Consider the following 17,942-nt stretch of genomic DNA (forward strand, 5'->3'; position numbering starts at 1 on the left):
TGGCTTTGGGGCCGCGTTGCGGCCCATCGCGACGCAAGGCCGCTCCCACAGGGACCGCGCCATCCGGAGGACAGCACCGTTTCTGTGGGAGCGGCCTTGCGTCGCGATGGAGGGCAAAGCCCTCCCCTTGCACGACCTGGAGGGCGTCACTGCCCTCCATTTGTTACATCAGTCTTCCAGCAGCTCTTCGGCAGTACCGAGGATGTTCTCCAGGGTGAAGCCGAACGCTTCGAACAATGCCGAAGCCGGCGCCGACTCACCGTAGGTGGTCATGCCGATGATACGACCTTCCAGGCCGACGTACTTGTACCAGAAGTCAGCGTGGGCAGCTTCGATGGCGATGCGCGCACCGACTTCCAGCGGCAGCACGGACTGCTTGTAGGCAGCGTCCTGGGCATCGAACACGCTGGTGCACGGCATGGAAACCACGCGCACCTTGCGGCCTTGCTCGGTCAGCTTGTCGAAGGCCTGAACAGCCAGGCCCACTTCGGAACCGGTGGCGATCAGAATCAGTTCAGGCTCGCCGGCGCAGTCCTTGAGCACATAGCCACCGCGGCTGATGTCGGCGATCTGCTGGGCATCGCGGTCCTGGTGCTGCAGGTTCTGGCGCGAGAAGATCAGCGCCGATGGGCCGTCCTTGCGCTCCAGGGCGTTTTTCCAGGACACGGCGGATTCCACCGCATCGGCCGGGCGCCAGGTGTCCAGGTTCGGGGTGCTGCGCAGGCTGGTCAGCTGCTCGATCGGCTGGTGCGTCGGGCCGTCTTCGCCCAGACCGATGGAGTCGTGGGTGTACACGTGGATCACGCGCTGCTTCATCAGGGCCGACATGCGCACCGCGTTGCGGGCGTATTCCATGAACATCAGGAAGGTCGCGCCGTAAGGCACCAGACCACCGTGCAGGGCAACGCCGTTCATGATGGCGGTCATGCCGAACTCGCGCACGCCGTAGAACACATAGTTGCCGCTGGCGTCATTGGCTTCGACGCCCTTGCAACCTTTCCACAGGGTCAGGTTGGAGCCGGCCAGGTCAGCCGAACCGCCGAGGAACTCGGGCAGCAGCGGGCCGAAGGCGTTCAGGGCGTTCTGGCTGGCCTTGCGGCTGGCGATGGTTTCGCCTTTGGCAGCCACTTCGTTGATGTAGGCCTGGGCCTTTTCGCTGAAGTCGGCCGGCAGCTCGCCGCTGTCACGGCGCTTGAACTCGGCAGCCAGCTCCGGGTAGGCCTTGGCGTAGGCGTCGAAGCGCTGGTTCCACTCGGCTTCAACCTTGGCACCGGCGGCCTTGGCATCCCACTCGGCGTAGATGTCGGCCGGGATTTCGAACGGGCCGTGGTTCCAGTTCAGGGCCTGGCGGGTCAGGGCGATTTCGTCGTTGCCCAGCGGGGCACCGTGGCAGTCTTCCTTGCCCTGCTTGTTCGGCGAACCGAAACCGATGGTGGTCTTGCAGCAGATCAGGGTCGGGCGATCGCTCTTGCGGGCGGTCTCGATGGCCATCTTGATTTCTTCGGCATCGTGGCCGTCGACGTTGCGGATCACCTGCCAGTTGTAGGCCTCGAAGCGCGCCGGGGTGTTGTCGGTGAACCAGCCGTGCACTTCGCCATCGATGGAGATGCCGTTGTCGTCATAGAAGGCGATCAGCTTGTTCAGGCCCAGGGTGCCGGCCAGCGAGGCGACTTCATGGGAGATACCTTCCATCATGCAGCCGTCGCCGAGGAACACATAGGTGTTGTGGTCGACGATATTGTGGCCGTCACGGTTGAACTGGGCAGCCAGTACTTTTTCTGCCAGGGCGAAGCCCACGGCGTTGGCGATACCCTGGCCGAGCGGGCCGGTAGTGGTTTCAACGCCTGGGGTGTAGCCGTACTCCGGGTGGCCCGGGGTGCGGCTGTGCAGCTGGCGGAAGCCTTTGATGTCATCGATGGTGACGTCGTAGCCGGTCAGGTGCAGCAGCGAGTAGATCAGCATCGAACCGTGGCCGTTGGACAGCACGAAGCGGTCACGGTCGGCGAAGCTCGGGTTGCTCGGGTTGTGCTTCAGGTAGTCGCGCCAAAGCACTTCGGCGATATCCGCCATGCCCATGGGGGCACCTGGGTGGCCGCTGTTGGCCTTTTGCACGGCATCCATGCTGAGGGCACGAATGGCGTTGGCACGTTCACGACGGCTGGGCATCGCTGATCTCCTAGGGGGCTTGAATAGGTGGTGTCACGAAAAAGGCGGCCATTTTCGCCCACTGGGGGCGCTTGGGGCAAACATTTAAGCGCCAAGCGCCAGCTTTAAGCCGCAACTGAAGAAGCAGAGCGCGACTCGGGGCGCCCCAAAGCGTGTCACTTGAGGCTTTCGGCTTGCAGCTCATCGCCAATATCAAAACTTTTTGATATTGGCCTTGCTAGGGCATCGATGCCTGTCTAGACTGCCGCCCCATGAACCTGCGTGCGCAATCGATCCCCGAGCAACGCGAAACATTGGCCGCCCTGTGCAAAGCCAGTGGCGATGCGTTGCGCCTGAACGTATTGCGCGCACTGGCCAACGACTCGTTCGGCGTGCTGGAGCTGGCGCAGATCTTCGACATCGGCCAGTCGGGCATGAGCCATCATCTCAAGGTGCTGGCTCAGGCCGACCTCGTGGCAACCCGCCGCGAAGGCAACGCCATCTTCTACCGCCGTGCCCTGCCCGATGGCCTGCGCCTGGGTGGCCGGCTGCACGCGGCGCTGCTCGAAGAAGTCGACGACCTGGCCCTGCCGCCCGATGTGCAGGCGCGCATAGCCCATGTCCAGCAGCGCCGGGCCGCCACCAGCCAGGACTTCTTCCTGCGCGTGGAAGAGAAGTTCCGTGCCCAGCAGGACCTGATCGCCGGCCTTCCGCAGTACCGCGACAGCCTGCTGGCGCTGCTCGACAAACTGCATTTCGACCCGGCCGCCAGCGCGCTGGAGGTCGGGCCCGGCGACGGTGGCTTCCTGCCCGACCTGGCCCGGCGCTTCGCCCAGGTCACCGCCCTGGACAACAGCCCTACCATGCTCGAGCTTGCGCGCCAGGTGTGCCAGCGCGAAGGGCTCGACAACGTGAACCTGCAGTTGGCCGACGCACTGGGTGCAACGGATGTGGCCGCCGACTGCGTTGTGCTGAACATGGTGCTGCACCATTTCAGCGACCCGGCCTTGGCCTTGCGCCAGCTGGCCAAACGGGTGAAGGCAGGCGGCAGCCTGCTGGTCACCGAACTGTGCAGCCATGACCAGGGGTGGGCGCGCGAAGCCTGCGGCGACCTCTGGCTGGGCTTCGAACAGGACGACCTGGCGCGCTGGGCCAACGCTGCCGGGCTGGCCCATGCGGACAGCCTGTACGTGGGCTTGCGTAACGGTTTCCAGATCCAGGTCCGCCATTTTCAGCGGACGGCTGGCGACATACACCATCGGTAAATTTCAGGAACCTTCGAGATGAGCGAATACTCCCTTTTCACCTCCGAGTCCGTGTCCGAAGGGCATCCGGACAAGATCGCCGACCAGATTTCGGACGCTGTCCTTGATGCCATCATCGCCCAGGACAAATACGCCCGCGTAGCCTGCGAAACCTTGGTCAAGACCGGTGTCGCCATCATCGCCGGCGAAGTCACCACTTCGGCCTGGGTCGACCTGGAAGACCTGGTGCGCAAAGTCATCATCGACATCGGCTACAACAGTTCCGACGTCGGCTTCGACGGCGCCACCTGCGCCGTGATGAACATCATCGGCAAACAGTCGGTAGACATCGCCCAGGGCGTGGACCGCTCCAAGCCGGAAGACCAGGGTGCCGGTGACCAGGGCCTGATGTTCGGCTACGCCAGCAACGAAACCGAAGTCCTGATGCCTGCACCGATCTGCTTCTCGCACCGTCTGGTAGAACGCCAGGCCGAGGCGCGCAAGTCCGGCCTGCTGCCATGGCTGCGCCCGGATGCCAAGTCGCAGGTCACCTGCCGCTACGAGAACGGCAAAGTGGTCGGTATCGACGCCGTGGTGCTGTCGACCCAGCACAACCCGGAGGTTTCGCAGAAAGACTTGCAAGAAGCCGTGATGGAGCTGATCGTCAAGCACACCCTGCCTGCCGAACTGCTGCACAAGGGCACCCAGTACCACATCAACCCGACCGGCAACTTCATCATCGGTGGCCCGGTGGGTGACTGTGGCCTGACCGGCCGCAAGATCATCGTCGACTCCTACGGCGGCATGGCCCGCCACGGTGGTGGCGCGTTCTCCGGCAAGGATCCGTCCAAGGTCGACCGCTCCGCCGCCTACGCCGGCCGCTACGTGGCCAAGAACATCGTCGCCGCCGGCCTGGCCGAGCGTTGCGAGATCCAGGTGTCGTACGCCATTGGCGTGGCCCAGCCGACGTCCATCTCGATCAACACCTTCGGTACCGGCAAAGTCTCCGACGACAAGATCATCCAGCTGGTGCGCGAGTGCTTCGACCTGCGTCCGTACGCCATCACCACCATGCTCGACCTGCTGCACCCGATGTATCAGGAAACCGCTGCCTACGGCCACTTCGGCCGTACCCCGCAGCAGAAGACTGTCGGCGACGACACCTTCACCACCTTCACCTGGGAGCGCACCGACCGCGCCCAGTCGCTGCGTGACGCTGCCGGCCTGTAAGAGCTTCCTGCAGTGCCAGACGAAAGCCCCTGCCGAGCAATCGGCAGGGGCTTTTTTATATTGCGCGCAGCAATCTGACCCCAAATGCTGGATTAAATCCTGAATGGGGTCGAGCGCTGCTTTTCAACGCTGAGCGAGAAATACGACAAGCGACAGTCACATGCAAGTATCAAAGATCAGGGAGACGTGTTGGCGAGACGAGCCTTATAAGTGTGCGTAGCGGCACCTGATAAAAATGCTAGTTGTGGTAAATTTTTTCGGTGCGTAGAGTCAAAAAGCTTCTGCAGTTCTTCTACTTCTGGAGGTTGCCATGAACAAACACGAGCTGATTTTGCCTAATGAATGGCTGGTACATGCTGTCGAGATTAACCTTTTAGCTTACGACTCCTCCCGGGAGGGCTATCAAGATCTTCTGTTCCTTTTCGCAACCGACAAAGATGGAACAGCACATGAATTCACCGTGACGGCGCCAGCGATGCGGTACGTGGCAATGGAGGCATACAATGCTCTTAAAACCGGTTCGGTAGATGAAGTCGTGTTACGCATTACGGATATCGATAACCATCTGTACGCGCTATATATTTGATAGTTAAAGTTTTGCAGATCGCGCCCTAGAATGTAGCGTAACAGAACCAGCCAAATGTACCCTGCGGACGAAAGACGATGGTCATCGTGGTCCTTGGCTAATATTGAGTTTGCGGCCTTAAACTTAACGGAGAAAACCACGATGACCAAGCCCACTATCGCATTGAATGAGTGGGTTTTATAAAGCGGCAGACGCTGGCCTTTCTCACGCATTGACGTGGTCGTCGAAAACAACTTCCACCACTTCACCTGTATCACTCAGTCACGCCCAAATAAAAAATGGGCGTATGTTTTGAAAATTGGGTGGCTGCCAGGAGTTCGCCACAGCAGTCCCAGCGCCTGTGAGATCGAGCGCCACCTCATTCCTCAAGACAGCCCCTCGGACATATCACCTGACAACCTCGCACTTCACCCACCGCACTACCTGCCTACGCTGAGGACTCACCCCGCCAAGCAAGGATGCTGGCCATGCCGCTGATGCTGTTACTAACTCTGATGCTGTTGCTAAACGCCCCCCAGGCCTGGGCCACCTCATGCCCCGACTGGACCCCGCAACAGGCCAAGGCCGAAGTTGCGCAACTGCGCGCCACGCTTGCCCGATGGGACGAGCACTACCATCGCCAGGGCATAGCCCTGGTGGCCGACGAACTGTACGACCAGAGCCGCGAGCGCCTGAACCACCTGCAGCAGTGCTTCGCGGTTGGCAGCAGCCCCTCCCCCTTGGCCAGTGCTCGCGGCCCGGTCCCCCACCCCGTGCCGCATACCGGCGTCGACAAGCTGGCAGACCGCCAGGCCGTGGCGCGATGGATGGCCGGCAAGAGCGGCGTGTGGGTACAGCCCAAGGTCGACGGCGTAGCCGTTTCCCTCACCTACCAACAGGGCCGATTGGTGCAGCTGACCAGCCGGGGGGACGGCGTAAACGGCCATGACTGGAGCCGACACATCCCACAGCTCAGCGCTGTCACCCGGCAGTTGCCCGAGGCGGTCGACCTGCACTTGCAAGGTGAGCTGTATCTGCGCCTGAACGATCATGTGCAAGCCAAGGCAGGCAGCGCCAACGCCCGGGGTACCGTGGCCGGGCTGCTCGCACGCAAGCAACTGACTGGCGCACAAGGCAACGCTATCGGCCTGTTCGTGTGGGGCTGGCCGCACGGCCCCGAGCAACAGGCCGAACGCCTCGCCCAACTGGCACGACTGGGGTTTCCGGACAGCCAGCTTTACAGTATCGCCATCGACACGCTGGAGGATGCAGCACACTGGCGCGAGCACTGGTATCACTCTGCTCTGCCCTTCGCCACCGACGGTGTGATCCTGCGCCAGGGCAGTCGGCCACCTGCCGAGCGCTGGCAGGCCAAGGCGCCCTACTGGATCGCGGCCTGGAAGTACCCCTATGCACAAGCCTTGGCCGATGTACGCGACGTGCGCTTTCGGGTTGGCCGCACCGGCAGGGTCACGCCCGTGTTGCACTTGCTGCCGGTAACCCTAGACGACCGACGGATTACCCAGGTAAGCCTGGGTTCGCTGGCGCGCTGGCACACCCTCGACATCCGCCCCGGCGACCAAGTGGCCATCAGCCTGGCCGGGCTGACCATTCCACGCCTGGAGCAAGTTGTGCATCGCACGGTCGAACGCCAGGCGGTCATCGCGCCTGCGCCCGACCGCCATCATGCTCACAGCTGCTGGCAAGCCAGCGAGGGCTGTGATGAGCAGTTCATTGCCCGCCTCACCTGGCTTGGCGGTAAACAGGGCCTGGCCTTGCCACGCACCGGGCCCGGCACATGGCGTCGGCTGGTCGAAGCTGGCTTGGTAACGTCCATGACCGATTGGCTGCAGCTCGATGCCCAGCGCCTGCAGCAGGCCCCCGGCATCAGCAGGCTCACTGCGGCACACCTGCTGGGCAGTTTCGACGAAGCCCGCTCACGCCCCTTCGATCAATGGCTGCGCGCCCTTGGCGTGCCCATTGGCAAGCATTTGCCTCTGACTGGCGACTGGCAGGCGCTGGCCTCACGCAGTGCCGGGCAATGGCAAACCGTGCCCGGCATCGGCGCAAAACGCTCGCGCCAACTTGTGGAGTTTTTCGCGGCCTCCGAGGTGCAAGCCATTGCCGCACAGTTGGCCGAAGCCGGCATAGAAGGTTTCCGGACCCCACCCCAGCGCATTGAGCAATGATTTTTTACCAAATAGTGCGTAGGAAAAACCCGAGACTCCGGCAGAAAACCTCACCAAGGGTTTCTAAATGGGCAAAACCAAGGCAGGATTTCCCCCAACTTTTGCTGCCCCGCCCCGTTAGGGAGGCTTTTCATGAAACGTATTTCGACTCTTTTCCTGCTCGCAACACTGGGCCTGGCCGCGGGCACTGCTCAGGCTGCCCAGCCGGATGCCGGCCTGACCGGTTGCGCCGCCAAGCGCAGCGCCATCGAAAACCAGCTGAAAATTGCCCGTGACCACGGTAACAGCGACCAGGTTGCAGGGCTGGAGGAAGCCCTGCGCGGTGTGGACAACTGCACCGACGCCAGCCTGCGCAAGGAACGTGAGCAGAAGGTGCTCGATGCGCGTCACGAAGTGGCGCAGCGGGAAAAGGACTTGAAGAAGGCAGAGAAGAAAGGCGACGCCGAGAAGATCAACAAGCGCAAGGACAAGCTGGCCGAGTCGCGTAAAGAGCTGCAGGAAGCGGTCGACGATCTCGACCGCTAAGGCATCTGGCCGGCAAGCCTGGTCTTTGTGGAATTTGTACACGCCTCGAAGGTTTGCGCAAACAGCACAGCCATTCAATGATTACGAAATTCGCTATGACAGGCCTTGCACGCAGACTCGACCTTGTCCATCGGTGCCTTCAGTTGCGCAGCATCCAGTGTCTGGTTGCGGGTGACATCAACCAGTTCGCCGGTTACGCCTTCAAGCTGCCGAGCCAGGTCATGAAACCGCGCCTGGCGCTCCCACACGTCGGCGCGGGCGGCGCTGTCACCACCATCGCGCACCTGTGGAAAATGCTGCCACGGCTGATGCGACAGGCTGTCCAGCTTCAGCGCACCGTCGGCAAACTTCACCCCGTCGAACGGCAACCGGCCACGCAGCATGCCACCCAGGTCTTCGCTGGTCTTGAGCATGTCCTTGAAGATCACCTTGCGCTTGCCCAGCGGCGAGTTCGGGTCAACCCGGTCACAACCCGTCAAAGCCCCTCCCAGGGCAAGTGCTGCCAGCAGAACAACGGTCAATCGCTTCAACATCACGCTCACTTCGGCCTACGCAAATGGGCGGCCAGTATCGCTGCCACTGGGCCAAACACCAATAGCCACATAAAAGACAGGGGCGAACCTTCATGTTCGCTCATGACAGGAATGCACACATGAAATCTGCCCTGCGCCACCTGGCCTGGACACTGCCGGTGCTGGCTTTGCTGGCCGGCTGCAACGGCGGCGAGAGCGCCAAGCCCGAGCCCCACGCTGTCGCCACCTATGCCCCGGCCACTTGGAAAGACTTGCCGGCCGTCAGCGATGAAGACCTGCTGGCAGGCTTTTATGCATGGCGCAACGGCTGCGAAAAACTCAAGCGCGACCCGGTGTGGGCCGCCACCTGCGAAGCGGCCGGCAGCGCCACAGCCAGCGCCGCCCAAGTGCGAACCTTCCTTGAACAGAACCTACAGGTGTACGGCCTGCGCTCTGCAGAGAACAATGCCAACGGCCTGATTACCGGCTACTACGAGCCGGTCTACCCAGGCAGCCTGAGCCAATCGGCAACCAACCATGTGGCGGTCTACGGCATCCCTGATGACATGATCGTGGTCGACCTGGCCAGCGTGTACCCCGAACTGAAGGGCAAACGCCTGCGCGGCCGTCTGGAGGGTCGGGTGCTCAAGCCCTACGACACGGCCGAAGTCATCAACCGTAACGGCGTCAAGGCACCGGTGCTGGCCTGGCTGACCGACCCGATGGACCTGCAATTCCTGCAGATCCAGGGCTCTGGCCGGGTGCAACTGGAAGACGGTCGTCAACTGCGCCTTGGCTACGCCGACCAGAACGGCCACCCCTATCGGCCGATCGGCCGCTGGCTGGTGGAGCAAGGTCAGCTGAAAAAAGAAGACGTGAGCATGGGCGCCATTCATGCCTGGGCCCAGGCCAACCCGCAGCGCGTACCAGAGCTGCTGGCCAGCAACCCCAGCTACGTATTCTTCAGCACCCGCCCGGACAGCAACGAAGGCCCGCGCGGCTCACTGAACGTACCGCTTACCGCCGGCTTACAGCGTGGCCATCGACCGCAAGGTGATTCCCCTGGGCAGCTTGTTGTGGCTGTCTACCACACGCCCGGACGGCTCGCCGGTGATACGACCGGTTGGCGCGCAAGACACCGGCGGGGCGATTACCGGCGAAGTGCGTGCCGACCTGTTCTGGGGCACTGGGCCGGAAGCCGGCGAACTGGCCGGGAACATGAAGCAGCAAGGGCAGATCTGGATGCTGTGGCCCAAGGGCCAGCCACTGCCCGAGGTGCCCAAGGTACCTTGACCGTTGCTGCCATCTTCGCGGGGGCTGCCCGCGAAGATGGCCAGCCGGTTTCAGATGGAAACCACGAAGAACGACACAATCAGTGCCAAGCCGGCAAGCCACACCAGCGACCGCAAGGCAGCCCAGTCGGCCAGGTAGCAGATGATGTAAAGCAAGCGGCTGGTGATATACATCACCCCCAGCACATCCTGGGTCACCTGCTCTGCATTGCCGACGATATCTGCCACAAGCACCGCCGCCGCAAATGCCGGAAACGCTTCGTAGCCATTCTGCTGCGCAGCATGGGCACGCCGTGGCAAGCCCGACAAGGTATCGAGGAAGGCTCGCGGATCGTGATTGTCCTTGAGGCCGAAGCGGCCACTGCTCGCCTTGGCGATCAAGGCACAAAGCGGGTTCAACAGCAGGGCAATCAGGATGCACCACAGGGCAACAGTCATGGACAGGACTCCTTGTTCAGTCTTCAGGTCAAAGCTTCATTACCAGCATGCCGGCCAACACCAGCCCGCAAGCTAGGAGTCTCGGCCCGCCAAAAGGTTCTTTGAGGTAGCGCATACCCAGCAGCACCACCAGGATCACGCTCAACTCCCGCAGTGCCGCCGCTTCGGCCACTGACCCCAGGTGCATGGCCCACAGCACCAGGGCATAGCTGAACAATACGCAGAACCCTACCGCCAACCCAAGGCGCCATTGGGTTCGCCAGAACAGTACGAATGGCGCCCGCCGCGCTACGCTCGCCAACAACGGGAATTGCCAGGCGCTGAGCAGTGTCAGCCAGACCAGGTAATCCCACGGTTTGCCCCACAGACGCACGGCCTGGCCGTCGAACCAGGTGTAGCAACCAATGCACAGGCCAATCAAGGCAACCACCGGCAGCATCGACCATGGCAACCGGTCACCGCCGCCGCCCTGCCACAACAGGCAGGCCATGCCACAGGGGATCAACAGGATACCGATGATCTGCTGCTGGCTCAGCGATTCCCCGGCAAAGGCCAGGGTCAGCCCCAGCACCACCAACGGTGACAGCCCGCGCATCAGAGGATAGACCAGCCCCAGGTCGCCCACGCGGTAGGCCTGGATCAGCAAATAACGGTACAACTGCTCAGCCAGTGCCGAAGCAACCAACCAAGGCCAGATTTCAGCAGGCGGAACATCCACGAAGGGCACCGCCAGCACCGCGAAGGCCAGCGCTACCGTGTCCATGCTGGCAATGACCAGCAAGCGCTCGCCACTGAATTTGATCAAGGTATTCCAGGTTGCATGCAGCAGGGCGGCAACCAGCACCAGAGATGTTGCCAACACGCCTTCTTATCCTTGTGAGGGTTTTCGGAGGTTGAATATATAGCGTTCCCAAGCGTCGCTGCGCGCCTCTTGTTTGGGAACGTTTCCAAGGAACTTGGTCAAACCCTGTGCCCCGAACCCCGTGCCAGGTCATCAAAGAACTGCCCGAGTCACTCGGGTAACGACTTGGAAGCCACTGTTACAGGATTCGGGATGCTTGAATTAGTTGCCGCGTTTATCTGCCTCACCACACTTCTGACCTATGTGAACTACCGTTTCATCGGCCTGCCCCCCGCCATCGGCGTGATGGTCACGGCGCTGCTGTTTTCCCTGATGTTGCAAGGCCTGAGCCTTATCGGCTTCCCAGGCCTGGAAGAACGCGTCGAAGGGCTGATGAACCAGATCGACTTCAACGACCTGCTCATGCACTGGATGCTGGCGTTCCTGCTGTTTGCCGGCGCCCTGCACGTCAACCTCAGCGACCTGCGCAGCTACCGCTGGCCGATCGGCCTGCTGGCCACCTTGGGCGTGCTGATTGCCACCGTGGTCATCGGCTACCTGGCGCATTGGGTGTTTGCCCTGTTCGGCTGGCAGGTCCCCCTGATCTACTGCCTGCTGTTCGGTGCACTGATCTCACCGACCGACCCGATTGCCGTGCTTGGCGCGCTGCGTACTGCCAATGCGCCCAAACCGCTTAAAACCACCATCGTCGGCGAGTCACTGTTCAACGACGGCACGGCAGTCGTGGTATTCACCGTGTTGCTGGGCATCATCCAGCTGGGTGAAACACCGAGCATGGCCGACACGGCGATCCTGTTCGCCCGCGAGGCCATTGGCGGCGTGGTGTTCGGTGGCCTGATCGGCTATGCCACCTACCGCATGATCAAGAGCGTCGAGCAGTACCAGGTGGAAGTCATGTTGACCCTGGCGCTGGTAATCGGTGGTTCGGCGATGTGCTACGAGCTGCATGTGTCGGCACCGATCGCCATGGTGGTGGCAGGCCTGATCATCGGCAACCTGGGGCGCAACCTGGCGATGAATGACATGACCCGCCGTTACATGGACGGTTTCTGGGAGCTGATCGACGACATGCTCAATGCGCTGCTGTTCGCATTGATCGGCCTGGAGTTGTTGCTGCTGCCGTTCAACTGGATGCACCTGGCGGCCGGCGGCGTGCTGGCGCTGGCAGTGCTGCTGTCGCGCCTGCTGACGGTGGCCCCGGCGATCGTGCTGCTGCGGCGCTGGCGCCCGGTGCCCAAAGGCACGGTGCGGGTGCTGACCTGGGGTGGCCTGCGCGGTGGCGTGTCGGTGGCACTTGCACTGTCGCTACCGCTGGGCGAGGAACGGGACCTGCTGCTGTCGATCACCTACATCGTGGTGTTGTCGTCGATTCTGGTGCAGGGGTTGAGCATTGGGCGGGTGGTGCGCAAGGTCAGCGCCCAGCCTTGAGAATGCCGGGGCCGCTTTGCGGCCCATTCGCGGGTAAACCCGCTCCTACAGGTTTGCGTACCCCTGTAGGAGCGGGTTCACCCGCGAAGAGGCCGGCACAGACAACCAGGGTCTATTCGACTGCCGAATCCGGGAACTGGTCCTGCACATACTTGATCTCGGTGCGCCCATGGGCTGCCGGCAAGCCATCCTCACCCAGGTTGACGAACACCATCTTGTCGACAGTCAGAATGCTCTTGCGGGTGATCTTGTTACGCACTTCGCACTTGAGGGTGATCGAGGTGCGGCCGAACGCGGTAGCGGTGATGCCCAGCTCGATGATGTCACCCTGACGCGAAGCACTGACGAAGTTGATTTCCGACATGTACTTGGTCACCACACGCTGGTTGCCCAGCTGGACGATGGCGTAGATCGCCGCCTCTTCATCGATCCAGCGCAACAGGCTGCCACCGAACAGGGTGCCATTGGGGTTGAGGTCTTCGGGTTTAACCCACTTGCGGGTGTGAAAGTTCATCTGTACTCCTGACCTGCTTGGCTAACGTGTAGCAATGATGGCAGAGCGGCTGCCTTCGCTCCATTGAACATCGACTATCGTCGCGATTAATCGACGGAAAACCTTGGGCAAGCCGGCGGGGGCAGCTATAATCTGCGCCGTTTTACATGGTTGCCCACAGCGGTGCCATGCCCGCCACCTGTCCGAGGGGCGCTGCAGCAGGCTAGGCCTGTCAGGCTCGGATGGGGCGTTGCTCGCTCCCGCGAGCGCTTAACGCACAACGGCGCCCATTCGCACATTACGAATGGAGGCTCTCATGAGCGCTGCAAACATGCCTGCTGGTTTTACCGATTACAAAGTCGCCGACATCTCCCTGGCCGCCTGGGGCCGTCGCGAAACCATCATTGCCGAATCGGAAATGCCTGCGCTGATGGGCCTGCGTCGCAAGTACCTGGCCGAGCAACCGCTCAAGGGTGCGAAGATCCTGGGCTGCATCCACATGACCATCCAGACCGCCGTGCTGATCGAAACCCTGGTTGCCCTGGGTGCCGAAGTGCGCTGGTCGTCCTGCAACATCTTCTCGACTCAAGACCAGGCCGCCGCTTCGATCGCCGCCGCCGGTATCCCGGTGTTCGCCTGGAAAGGTGAAACCGAAGAAGAGTACGAGTGGTGCCTGGAGCAGACCATCCTGAAAGATGGCCAGCCATGGGACGCCAACATGATCCTCGACGACGGTGGTGACCTGACCGAACTGCTGCACAAGAAGTACCCGCAGGTACTGGACCGTGTGCACGGCGTGACCGAAGAGACCACCACCGGCGTACACCGCCTGCTGGACATGCTGGCCAAGGGCGAGCTGAAAGTCCCGGCGATCAACGTCAACGACTCGGTCACCAAGAGCAAGAACGACAACAAGTACGGCTGCCGTCACAGCCTGAACGATGCCATCAAGCGTGGTACCGACCACCTGCTGTCGGGCAAGCAGGCCCTGGTGATCGGCTACGGTGACGTGGGCAAGGGCTCGGCCCAGTCCCTGCGTCAGGAAGGCATGATCGTCAAGGTCTCCGAAGTTGACCCAATCTGCGCCATGCAGGCCTGCATGGACGGCTTCGAGCTGGTCTCGCCGTTCATCGACGGTATCAACGACGGCACCGAAGCCAGCATCGACAAGGCTCTGCTGGGCAAGATCGACCTGATCGTGACCACCACCGGTAACGTCAACGTCTGCGACGCCAACATGCTCAAGGCCCTGAAAAAGCGTGCCGTAGTCTGCAACATCGGCCACTTCGACAACGAGATCGACACCGCCTTCATGCGCAAGAACTGGGCCTGGGAAGAGGTCAAGCCGCAGGTTCACAAGATCCACCGTACCGGCGCCGGCAGCTTCGACCCGCAGAACGACGACTACCTGATCCTGCTGGCCGAAGGCCGCCTGGTCAACCTGGGCAACGCCACTGGCCACCCAAGCCGCATCATGGACGGCTCGTTCGCCAACCAGGTTCTGGCACAGATCTTCCTGTTCGAGCAGAAGTTCGCTGACCTGTCGGCCGAAAAGAAAGCCGAGCGCCTGACCGTTGAAGTACTGCCGAAGAAACTCGACGAAGAAGTGGCCCTGGAAATGGTCCGCGGCTTCGGCGGCGTGGTCACCCAGCTGACCAAGCAGCAAGCCGACTACATCGGCGTGACCGTCGAAGGCCCGTTCAAGCCGCACGCCTACCGCTACTAAGCGGAAAGCTTGAAGCTGCAAGTGGCAGGTAAAGGCATACCGTGCCGTTGCCACTTGCAGCTCCAGAAACACAGATCTTGAACGACGCCCAAGCCAGACCGGCCATCACCGATCTGGCTTTTACTTGCAGCTTGCCGCTAGACGCTTGTTGCCAGAGGAACGCCTGATGTCACAAGAACGCCGCTACAGTTTCGAGTTCTTCCCGACCAAGACCGACGCCGGTCACGAAAAGCTGATGGGCGTCGCCCGCCAGCTGGCCACCTATAACCCGGACTTCTTCTCCTGCACCTACGGTGCTGGTGGCTCGACCCGCGACCGCACGCTCAATACCGTGCTGCAGCTGGAAAGCGAAGTGAAGATACCTGCCGCGCCGCACCTGTCGTGCGTGGGCGACACCAAGGCCGAATTGCGCGCCCTGCTGGCCGAGTACAAGGCTGCCGGTATCAAGCGCATCGTTGCCCTGCGTGGTGACCTGCCGTCGGGCATGGGCATGGCCAGTGGCGAACTGCGCTACGCCAGCGACCTGGTGGAGTTCATCCGCCAGGAAACCGCTGACCACTTCCACCTGGAAGTGGCTGCCTACCCGGAAATGCACCCGCAGGCGCGCAACTTCGAGGCGGACCTGGCCAACTTTGTGCACAAGGTCAAGGCCGGTGCCGACAGCGCCATCACCCAGTACTTCTTCAACGCCGACAGCTACTTCTACTTCGTCGAGCGTGCACAGAAGCTGGGCGTGGACATTCCAGTGGTACCGGGCATCATGCCGATCACCAACTACAGCAAGCTGGCCCGCTTCTCCGATGCCTGTGGTGCCGAGATCCCGCGCTGGATCCGCAAGCAGCTGGAAGCCTATGCCGACGACACCGCCAGCATCCAGGCCTTTGGCGAAGAAGTGATTACCCGCATGTGCGAACAGCTGTTGCAAGGCGGCGCGCCGGGCCTGCACTTCTATACCTTGAACCAGGCTGAACCGAGCCTGGCGATCTGGAACAACCTGAAGCTGCCGCGCTGAAATCTTTTGGCAAAGTCTGCTTAAGAAATGATTAAGGCTTTGGTCATAGACTAAAGCCTTATTCAATTTCGGGTTAAACAGGTCTCGCCTGCCATGCAGCACCCCCAACCTTCGCGCCCACAGCTTGTTTACCTGGCTTTTGGCCCGGCAACCTACCATCAGGAAGCCTGCTTCAGCATCGTCAGCGCCCTCGCCCAGTTGGGCAGCGCAGCCGGCGAGGCCATGGACATCCAGGTTTACACCGACAATGCGCAGCCCTACGCCAAGCTGCCCGTCACCGTCCACCTGCTGGACGAGGCCACGCGCCAGGCATGGAATGCCCCGCACGGTTATCACTTTCGCAGCAAGCATGTGCTGTTGCGCCAGGTACTGCAGCAACACCCGCTGGCAGTACTGATCGATACAGACACCTTCTTCCGCACTTCGCCGTTGCACCTGTTCGCCCGTGTGGCGCCCAACCGCCTGTTGTGCAACGCCATCGGCACGCGCTACGGCGCTGACCAGAAATGCCTGTTGTACAAAAACCTGCTTACCATTCTCGAGTCCCGGGGACTGGCCGACTGCCAGATGCCGCTCGTCAATTCCGGCGTTATCGGCCTCACTGCCGAGGACTGCGGCACCCTGGACCGCTCCATCGCCATGATGGACGAATTCTACCCCTTGGCTCGCGAGGCCTATACCCTTGAGGAGTTCTGCCTGGCAGTGGCGGCCTACCGCAACCTGGAGCTGGCCGAGTGTACCGATGTCATCCATCACTACTGGAGCCGGAAGGCGCAGTTCCGCGCCAAGATTCAGGCCTGGCTGCGCAAGCACGACCACGACCCACTCAGCCCCTCGGCCCTGGCCGACGTTGCGCTGGTCAACGACCAACTGCCGCGACCACCCACCCTGCACCGTCTGGGTTACAAAGCGCTGAGCCTGACCCTGCCCAGCCACGAGCGCCAGTTCGCCCGCGAATTGCTCTATGGCTGCTACCCCTACCCCAATGAGTTCGACCGCGCCTGCGCGTCCGCCTGGTGGGACAAGGCCCTGGAAAACCTCAATGACCGCTACGGCTACATGGAGCCCGAGCGGCTGCGTCAGTGCCTGCGCCATCCGGGGCTACGGCTATCGCTGGGCGAGCGGCGCAAGGATATCGAGGCGCATCTGCTGCGAACCACTCAAGCCTGATGTGCCCGCAAAATTCATTGTCTTGCGCGGCTTTGTGGGAGCGGGCGTGCCCGCGAAGAGAGTAACCCGATCGTTGGCACCGGCTTCGCCGGTGTTCGCGGGCACGCCCGCTCCCACATCGATCGTGCATGCCTTTACCGTACACCGGCCGAGCGCGTAATCTCCGGCCATGCCACATATCGCCCGTCTGTTCTGGATCCTCCTGCTCGTTTGCCTGAGCCCGTTGGCTCTGGGCGAACGCTTGCGCCTGGTAACCGACGACTGGGCACCTTATGTGTTTCAGCACAACGGCCAACCGCGCGGCATCGACTACGAAGTCGCCAGCCAGGTCTTCGCACGCCTCGGCGTCGAGGTGGAGTGGCAATTCCTGCCTTGGAAGCGCTGCTTGGCGATGGCTGAGCAGGGCCTGGCCGATGGCATTCTCGACATCTTCCAGACGGACGCGCGCCAACCCTACATGGTGTATGGCTCCGAACCTATGTCGGAGGTCGAATTCGTCCTGTTCCAAAGCCGCTCGCGCCGCCATGCCGTCACCCACCTGGACGACCTCGCCGGCCTCACCGTCGGCACATCGCCCGGCTACGCCTACGGTAAAGCGTTCACCGAGGCCCCGCACTTCAAGCGCGAAGCCGCACCCACCCACGAAGCCAACTTCGGCAAGCTGGTGCTGGGCCGTATCGACCTGGCGATCACCGACCGCAGGGTCGGGCATTACCTGCTCCGCCAGCTCGGCCTGCAACAGCAAGTCGAAGAACTGCCGCTGGTAGTCAGCCGCCAGGCGCAGTATTTGGGCCTGGTGCGCAAGCCTGGGCGCGAGGCACTGGCCGTGGCCTTTGCCGAAGAGCTGCAGCGGTTCAAGCAGGAACCGGCCTATGCAGCGATCAGCAACCGCTATACAAGCGACACTGGAAACATTCTCAACGCCGTTGAGCAGCAGGAAAGCAGCACAGCGCGATAGCTCTGTTATACTCGGGCCTTCCCGCCCGGCTCACGCCCGGACGCTCGGCCTCGCAACAGGCATCCCGATCGGCACCGACGCCCCTTCGCGTCCAGCCTCCGTTTCCCGGATGTGCAGTGAAAGCCCAGCTGGACCGGACGCGATCGCATTTCA

15 protein-coding genes, 1 pseudogene and 1 riboswitch are annotated in these 17,942 nt (G+C 61.9%); of the genes and pseudogenes, 11 read left to right on the forward strand and 5 right to left on the reverse strand.

Translation table 11 applies throughout. From position 1 onward, the window contains the following. Window positions 1–168: 168 nt before the first annotated feature. On the reverse strand, window positions 169–2,166 hold the full coding sequence (tkt, locus tag ACZ889_RS01775; RefSeq protein WP_102886154.1) for a transketolase: 1,998 nt from the start codon (window positions 2,164–2,166) through the stop codon (window positions 169–171). Between the two features lie 251 nt (window positions 2,167–2,417). Between tkt and ACZ889_RS01780 the strand changes: the two genes are divergently transcribed. The 5 genes from ACZ889_RS01780 (at window position 2,418) to ACZ889_RS01800 (ending at window position 7,898) form a co-directional block, all read left to right on the forward strand. After that, window positions 2,418–3,410: an ArsR/SmtB family transcription factor gene (locus tag ACZ889_RS01780; protein ID WP_003249377.1), complete on the forward strand. Its 993-nt coding sequence runs from the start codon at window positions 2,418–2,420 to the stop codon at window positions 3,408–3,410. Between the two features lie 18 nt (window positions 3,411–3,428). Then, window positions 3,429–4,619: a methionine adenosyltransferase gene (gene metK / locus ACZ889_RS01785; RefSeq protein WP_003249375.1), complete on the forward strand. Its 1,191-nt coding sequence runs from the start codon at window positions 3,429–3,431 to the stop codon at window positions 4,617–4,619. 310 nt (window positions 4,620–4,929) lie between these two features. After that, complete coding sequence (locus tag ACZ889_RS01790; protein ID WP_266032375.1) at window positions 4,930–5,205, forward strand: hypothetical protein; 276 nt, start codon at window positions 4,930–4,932, stop codon at window positions 5,203–5,205. Window positions 5,206–5,672: 467 nt separating this feature from the next. Next, window positions 5,673–7,373, forward strand: a complete 1,701-nt coding sequence (gene ligB, locus ACZ889_RS01795) for an NAD-dependent DNA ligase LigB (protein ID WP_476257143.1) — start codon at window positions 5,673–5,675, stop codon at window positions 7,371–7,373. Window positions 7,374–7,505: 132 nt separating this feature from the next. Further along, a complete protein-coding gene (locus tag ACZ889_RS01800; RefSeq protein WP_003249372.1) occupies window positions 7,506–7,898 on the forward strand; it encodes a DUF1090 domain-containing protein in 393 nt (130 codons plus the stop codon). Window positions 7,899–7,972: 74 nt separating this feature from the next. On the opposite strand, the gene ACZ889_RS01805 is transcribed toward ACZ889_RS01800, so the two are convergent. Beyond that, window positions 7,973–8,431 (reverse strand): c-type cytochrome, encoded by a 459-nt coding sequence (locus tag ACZ889_RS01805; RefSeq protein WP_476257144.1) that lies wholly within the window; start codon window positions 8,429–8,431, stop codon window positions 7,973–7,975. A gap of 119 nt (window positions 8,432–8,550) precedes the next feature. Between ACZ889_RS01805 and mltA the strand changes: the two are divergent. Beyond that, window positions 8,551–9,703 (forward strand): annotated as a pseudogene (mltA, locus tag ACZ889_RS01810) (murein transglycosylase A). A 50-nt stretch (window positions 9,704–9,753) separates the two neighbouring features. Here mltA and ACZ889_RS01815 read toward each other — a convergent pair. Then, complete coding sequence (locus ACZ889_RS01815) at window positions 9,754–10,140, reverse strand: MAPEG family protein (protein WP_003249368.1); 387 nt, start codon at window positions 10,138–10,140, stop codon at window positions 9,754–9,756. Between the two features lie 28 nt (window positions 10,141–10,168). Next, a complete protein-coding gene (locus ACZ889_RS01820) occupies window positions 10,169–11,002 on the reverse strand; it encodes an EamA family transporter (RefSeq protein WP_003249366.1) in 834 nt (277 codons plus the stop codon). A gap of 192 nt (window positions 11,003–11,194) precedes the next feature. On the opposite strand from ACZ889_RS01820, the gene ACZ889_RS01825 reads away from it, so the two are divergent. Then, window positions 11,195–12,430, forward strand: coding sequence for a cation:proton antiporter (locus ACZ889_RS01825; RefSeq protein ID WP_003249364.1), 1,236 nt, complete (start codon window positions 11,195–11,197; stop codon window positions 12,428–12,430). Between the two features lie 112 nt (window positions 12,431–12,542). Here the strand turns inward: ACZ889_RS01825 and ACZ889_RS01830 are convergent, their stop codons facing one another. Next, window positions 12,543–12,944 (reverse strand): acyl-CoA thioesterase, encoded by a 402-nt coding sequence (locus ACZ889_RS01830; RefSeq protein ID WP_003249362.1) that lies wholly within the window; start codon window positions 12,942–12,944, stop codon window positions 12,543–12,545. 178 nt (window positions 12,945–13,122) lie between these two features. Further along, a riboswitch (S-adenosyl-L-homocysteine riboswitch) is annotated at window positions 13,123–13,219 on the forward strand. 20 nt (window positions 13,220–13,239) lie between these two features. On the opposite strand from ACZ889_RS01830, the gene ahcY reads away from it, so the two are divergent. The 4 genes from ahcY to ACZ889_RS01850 all read left to right on the forward strand — a co-directional run bounded on the left by ahcY (window position 13,240) and on the right by ACZ889_RS01850 (window position 17,789). Next, on the forward strand, window positions 13,240–14,649 hold the full coding sequence (gene ahcY / locus ACZ889_RS01835; RefSeq protein WP_003249358.1) for an adenosylhomocysteinase: 1,410 nt from the start codon (window positions 13,240–13,242) through the stop codon (window positions 14,647–14,649). Between the two features lie 166 nt (window positions 14,650–14,815). Then, the gene (metF, locus tag ACZ889_RS01840) at window positions 14,816–15,661 is read left to right on the forward strand and encodes a methylenetetrahydrofolate reductase [NAD(P)H] (RefSeq protein WP_003249357.1); all 846 of its coding nucleotides are present in this window, start codon (window positions 14,816–14,818) and stop codon (window positions 15,659–15,661) included. A gap of 93 nt (window positions 15,662–15,754) precedes the next feature. After that, window positions 15,755–16,831, forward strand: coding sequence for a hypothetical protein (locus ACZ889_RS01845; protein WP_476257145.1), 1,077 nt, complete (start codon window positions 15,755–15,757; stop codon window positions 16,829–16,831). Between the two features lie 169 nt (window positions 16,832–17,000). Then, window positions 17,001–17,789, forward strand: a complete 789-nt coding sequence (locus ACZ889_RS01850; RefSeq protein WP_012053904.1) for a substrate-binding periplasmic protein — start codon at window positions 17,001–17,003, stop codon at window positions 17,787–17,789. Window positions 17,790–17,942: the final 153 nt, after the last annotated feature.

It is taken from the genome of Pseudomonas sp. TE3895, assembly GCF_056278855.1.

Coding starts and splice junctions, on each gene's coding strand:
- tkt (WP_102886154.1), bottom strand. CDS start 2,166: ATGCCCAGCCGTCGTGAACGTGCCAACGCCATTCGTGCCCTCAGCATG.
- ACZ889_RS01780 (WP_003249377.1), top strand. CDS start 2,418: ATGAACCTGCGTGCGCAATCGATCCCCGAGCAACGCGAAACATTGGCC.
- metK (WP_003249375.1), top strand. CDS start 3,429: ATGAGCGAATACTCCCTTTTCACCTCCGAGTCCGTGTCCGAAGGGCAT.
- ACZ889_RS01790 (WP_266032375.1), top strand. CDS start 4,930: ATGAACAAACACGAGCTGATTTTGCCTAATGAATGGCTGGTACATGCT.
- ligB (WP_476257143.1), top strand. CDS start 5,673: ATGCCGCTGATGCTGTTACTAACTCTGATGCTGTTGCTAAACGCCCCC.
- ACZ889_RS01800 (WP_003249372.1), top strand. CDS start 7,506: ATGAAACGTATTTCGACTCTTTTCCTGCTCGCAACACTGGGCCTGGCC.
- ACZ889_RS01805 (WP_476257144.1), bottom strand. CDS start 8,431: ATGTTGAAGCGATTGACCGTTGTTCTGCTGGCAGCACTTGCCCTGGGA.
- ACZ889_RS01815 (WP_003249368.1), bottom strand. CDS start 10,140: ATGACTGTTGCCCTGTGGTGCATCCTGATTGCCCTGCTGTTGAACCCG.
- ACZ889_RS01825 (WP_003249364.1), top strand. CDS start 11,195: ATGCTTGAATTAGTTGCCGCGTTTATCTGCCTCACCACACTTCTGACC.
- ACZ889_RS01830 (WP_003249362.1), bottom strand. CDS start 12,944: ATGAACTTTCACACCCGCAAGTGGGTTAAACCCGAAGACCTCAACCCC.
- ahcY (WP_003249358.1), top strand. CDS start 13,240: ATGAGCGCTGCAAACATGCCTGCTGGTTTTACCGATTACAAAGTCGCC.
- metF (WP_003249357.1), top strand. CDS start 14,816: ATGTCACAAGAACGCCGCTACAGTTTCGAGTTCTTCCCGACCAAGACC.
- ACZ889_RS01845 (WP_476257145.1), top strand. CDS start 15,755: ATGCAGCACCCCCAACCTTCGCGCCCACAGCTTGTTTACCTGGCTTTT.
- ACZ889_RS01850 (WP_012053904.1), top strand. CDS start 17,001: ATGCCACATATCGCCCGTCTGTTCTGGATCCTCCTGCTCGTTTGCCTG.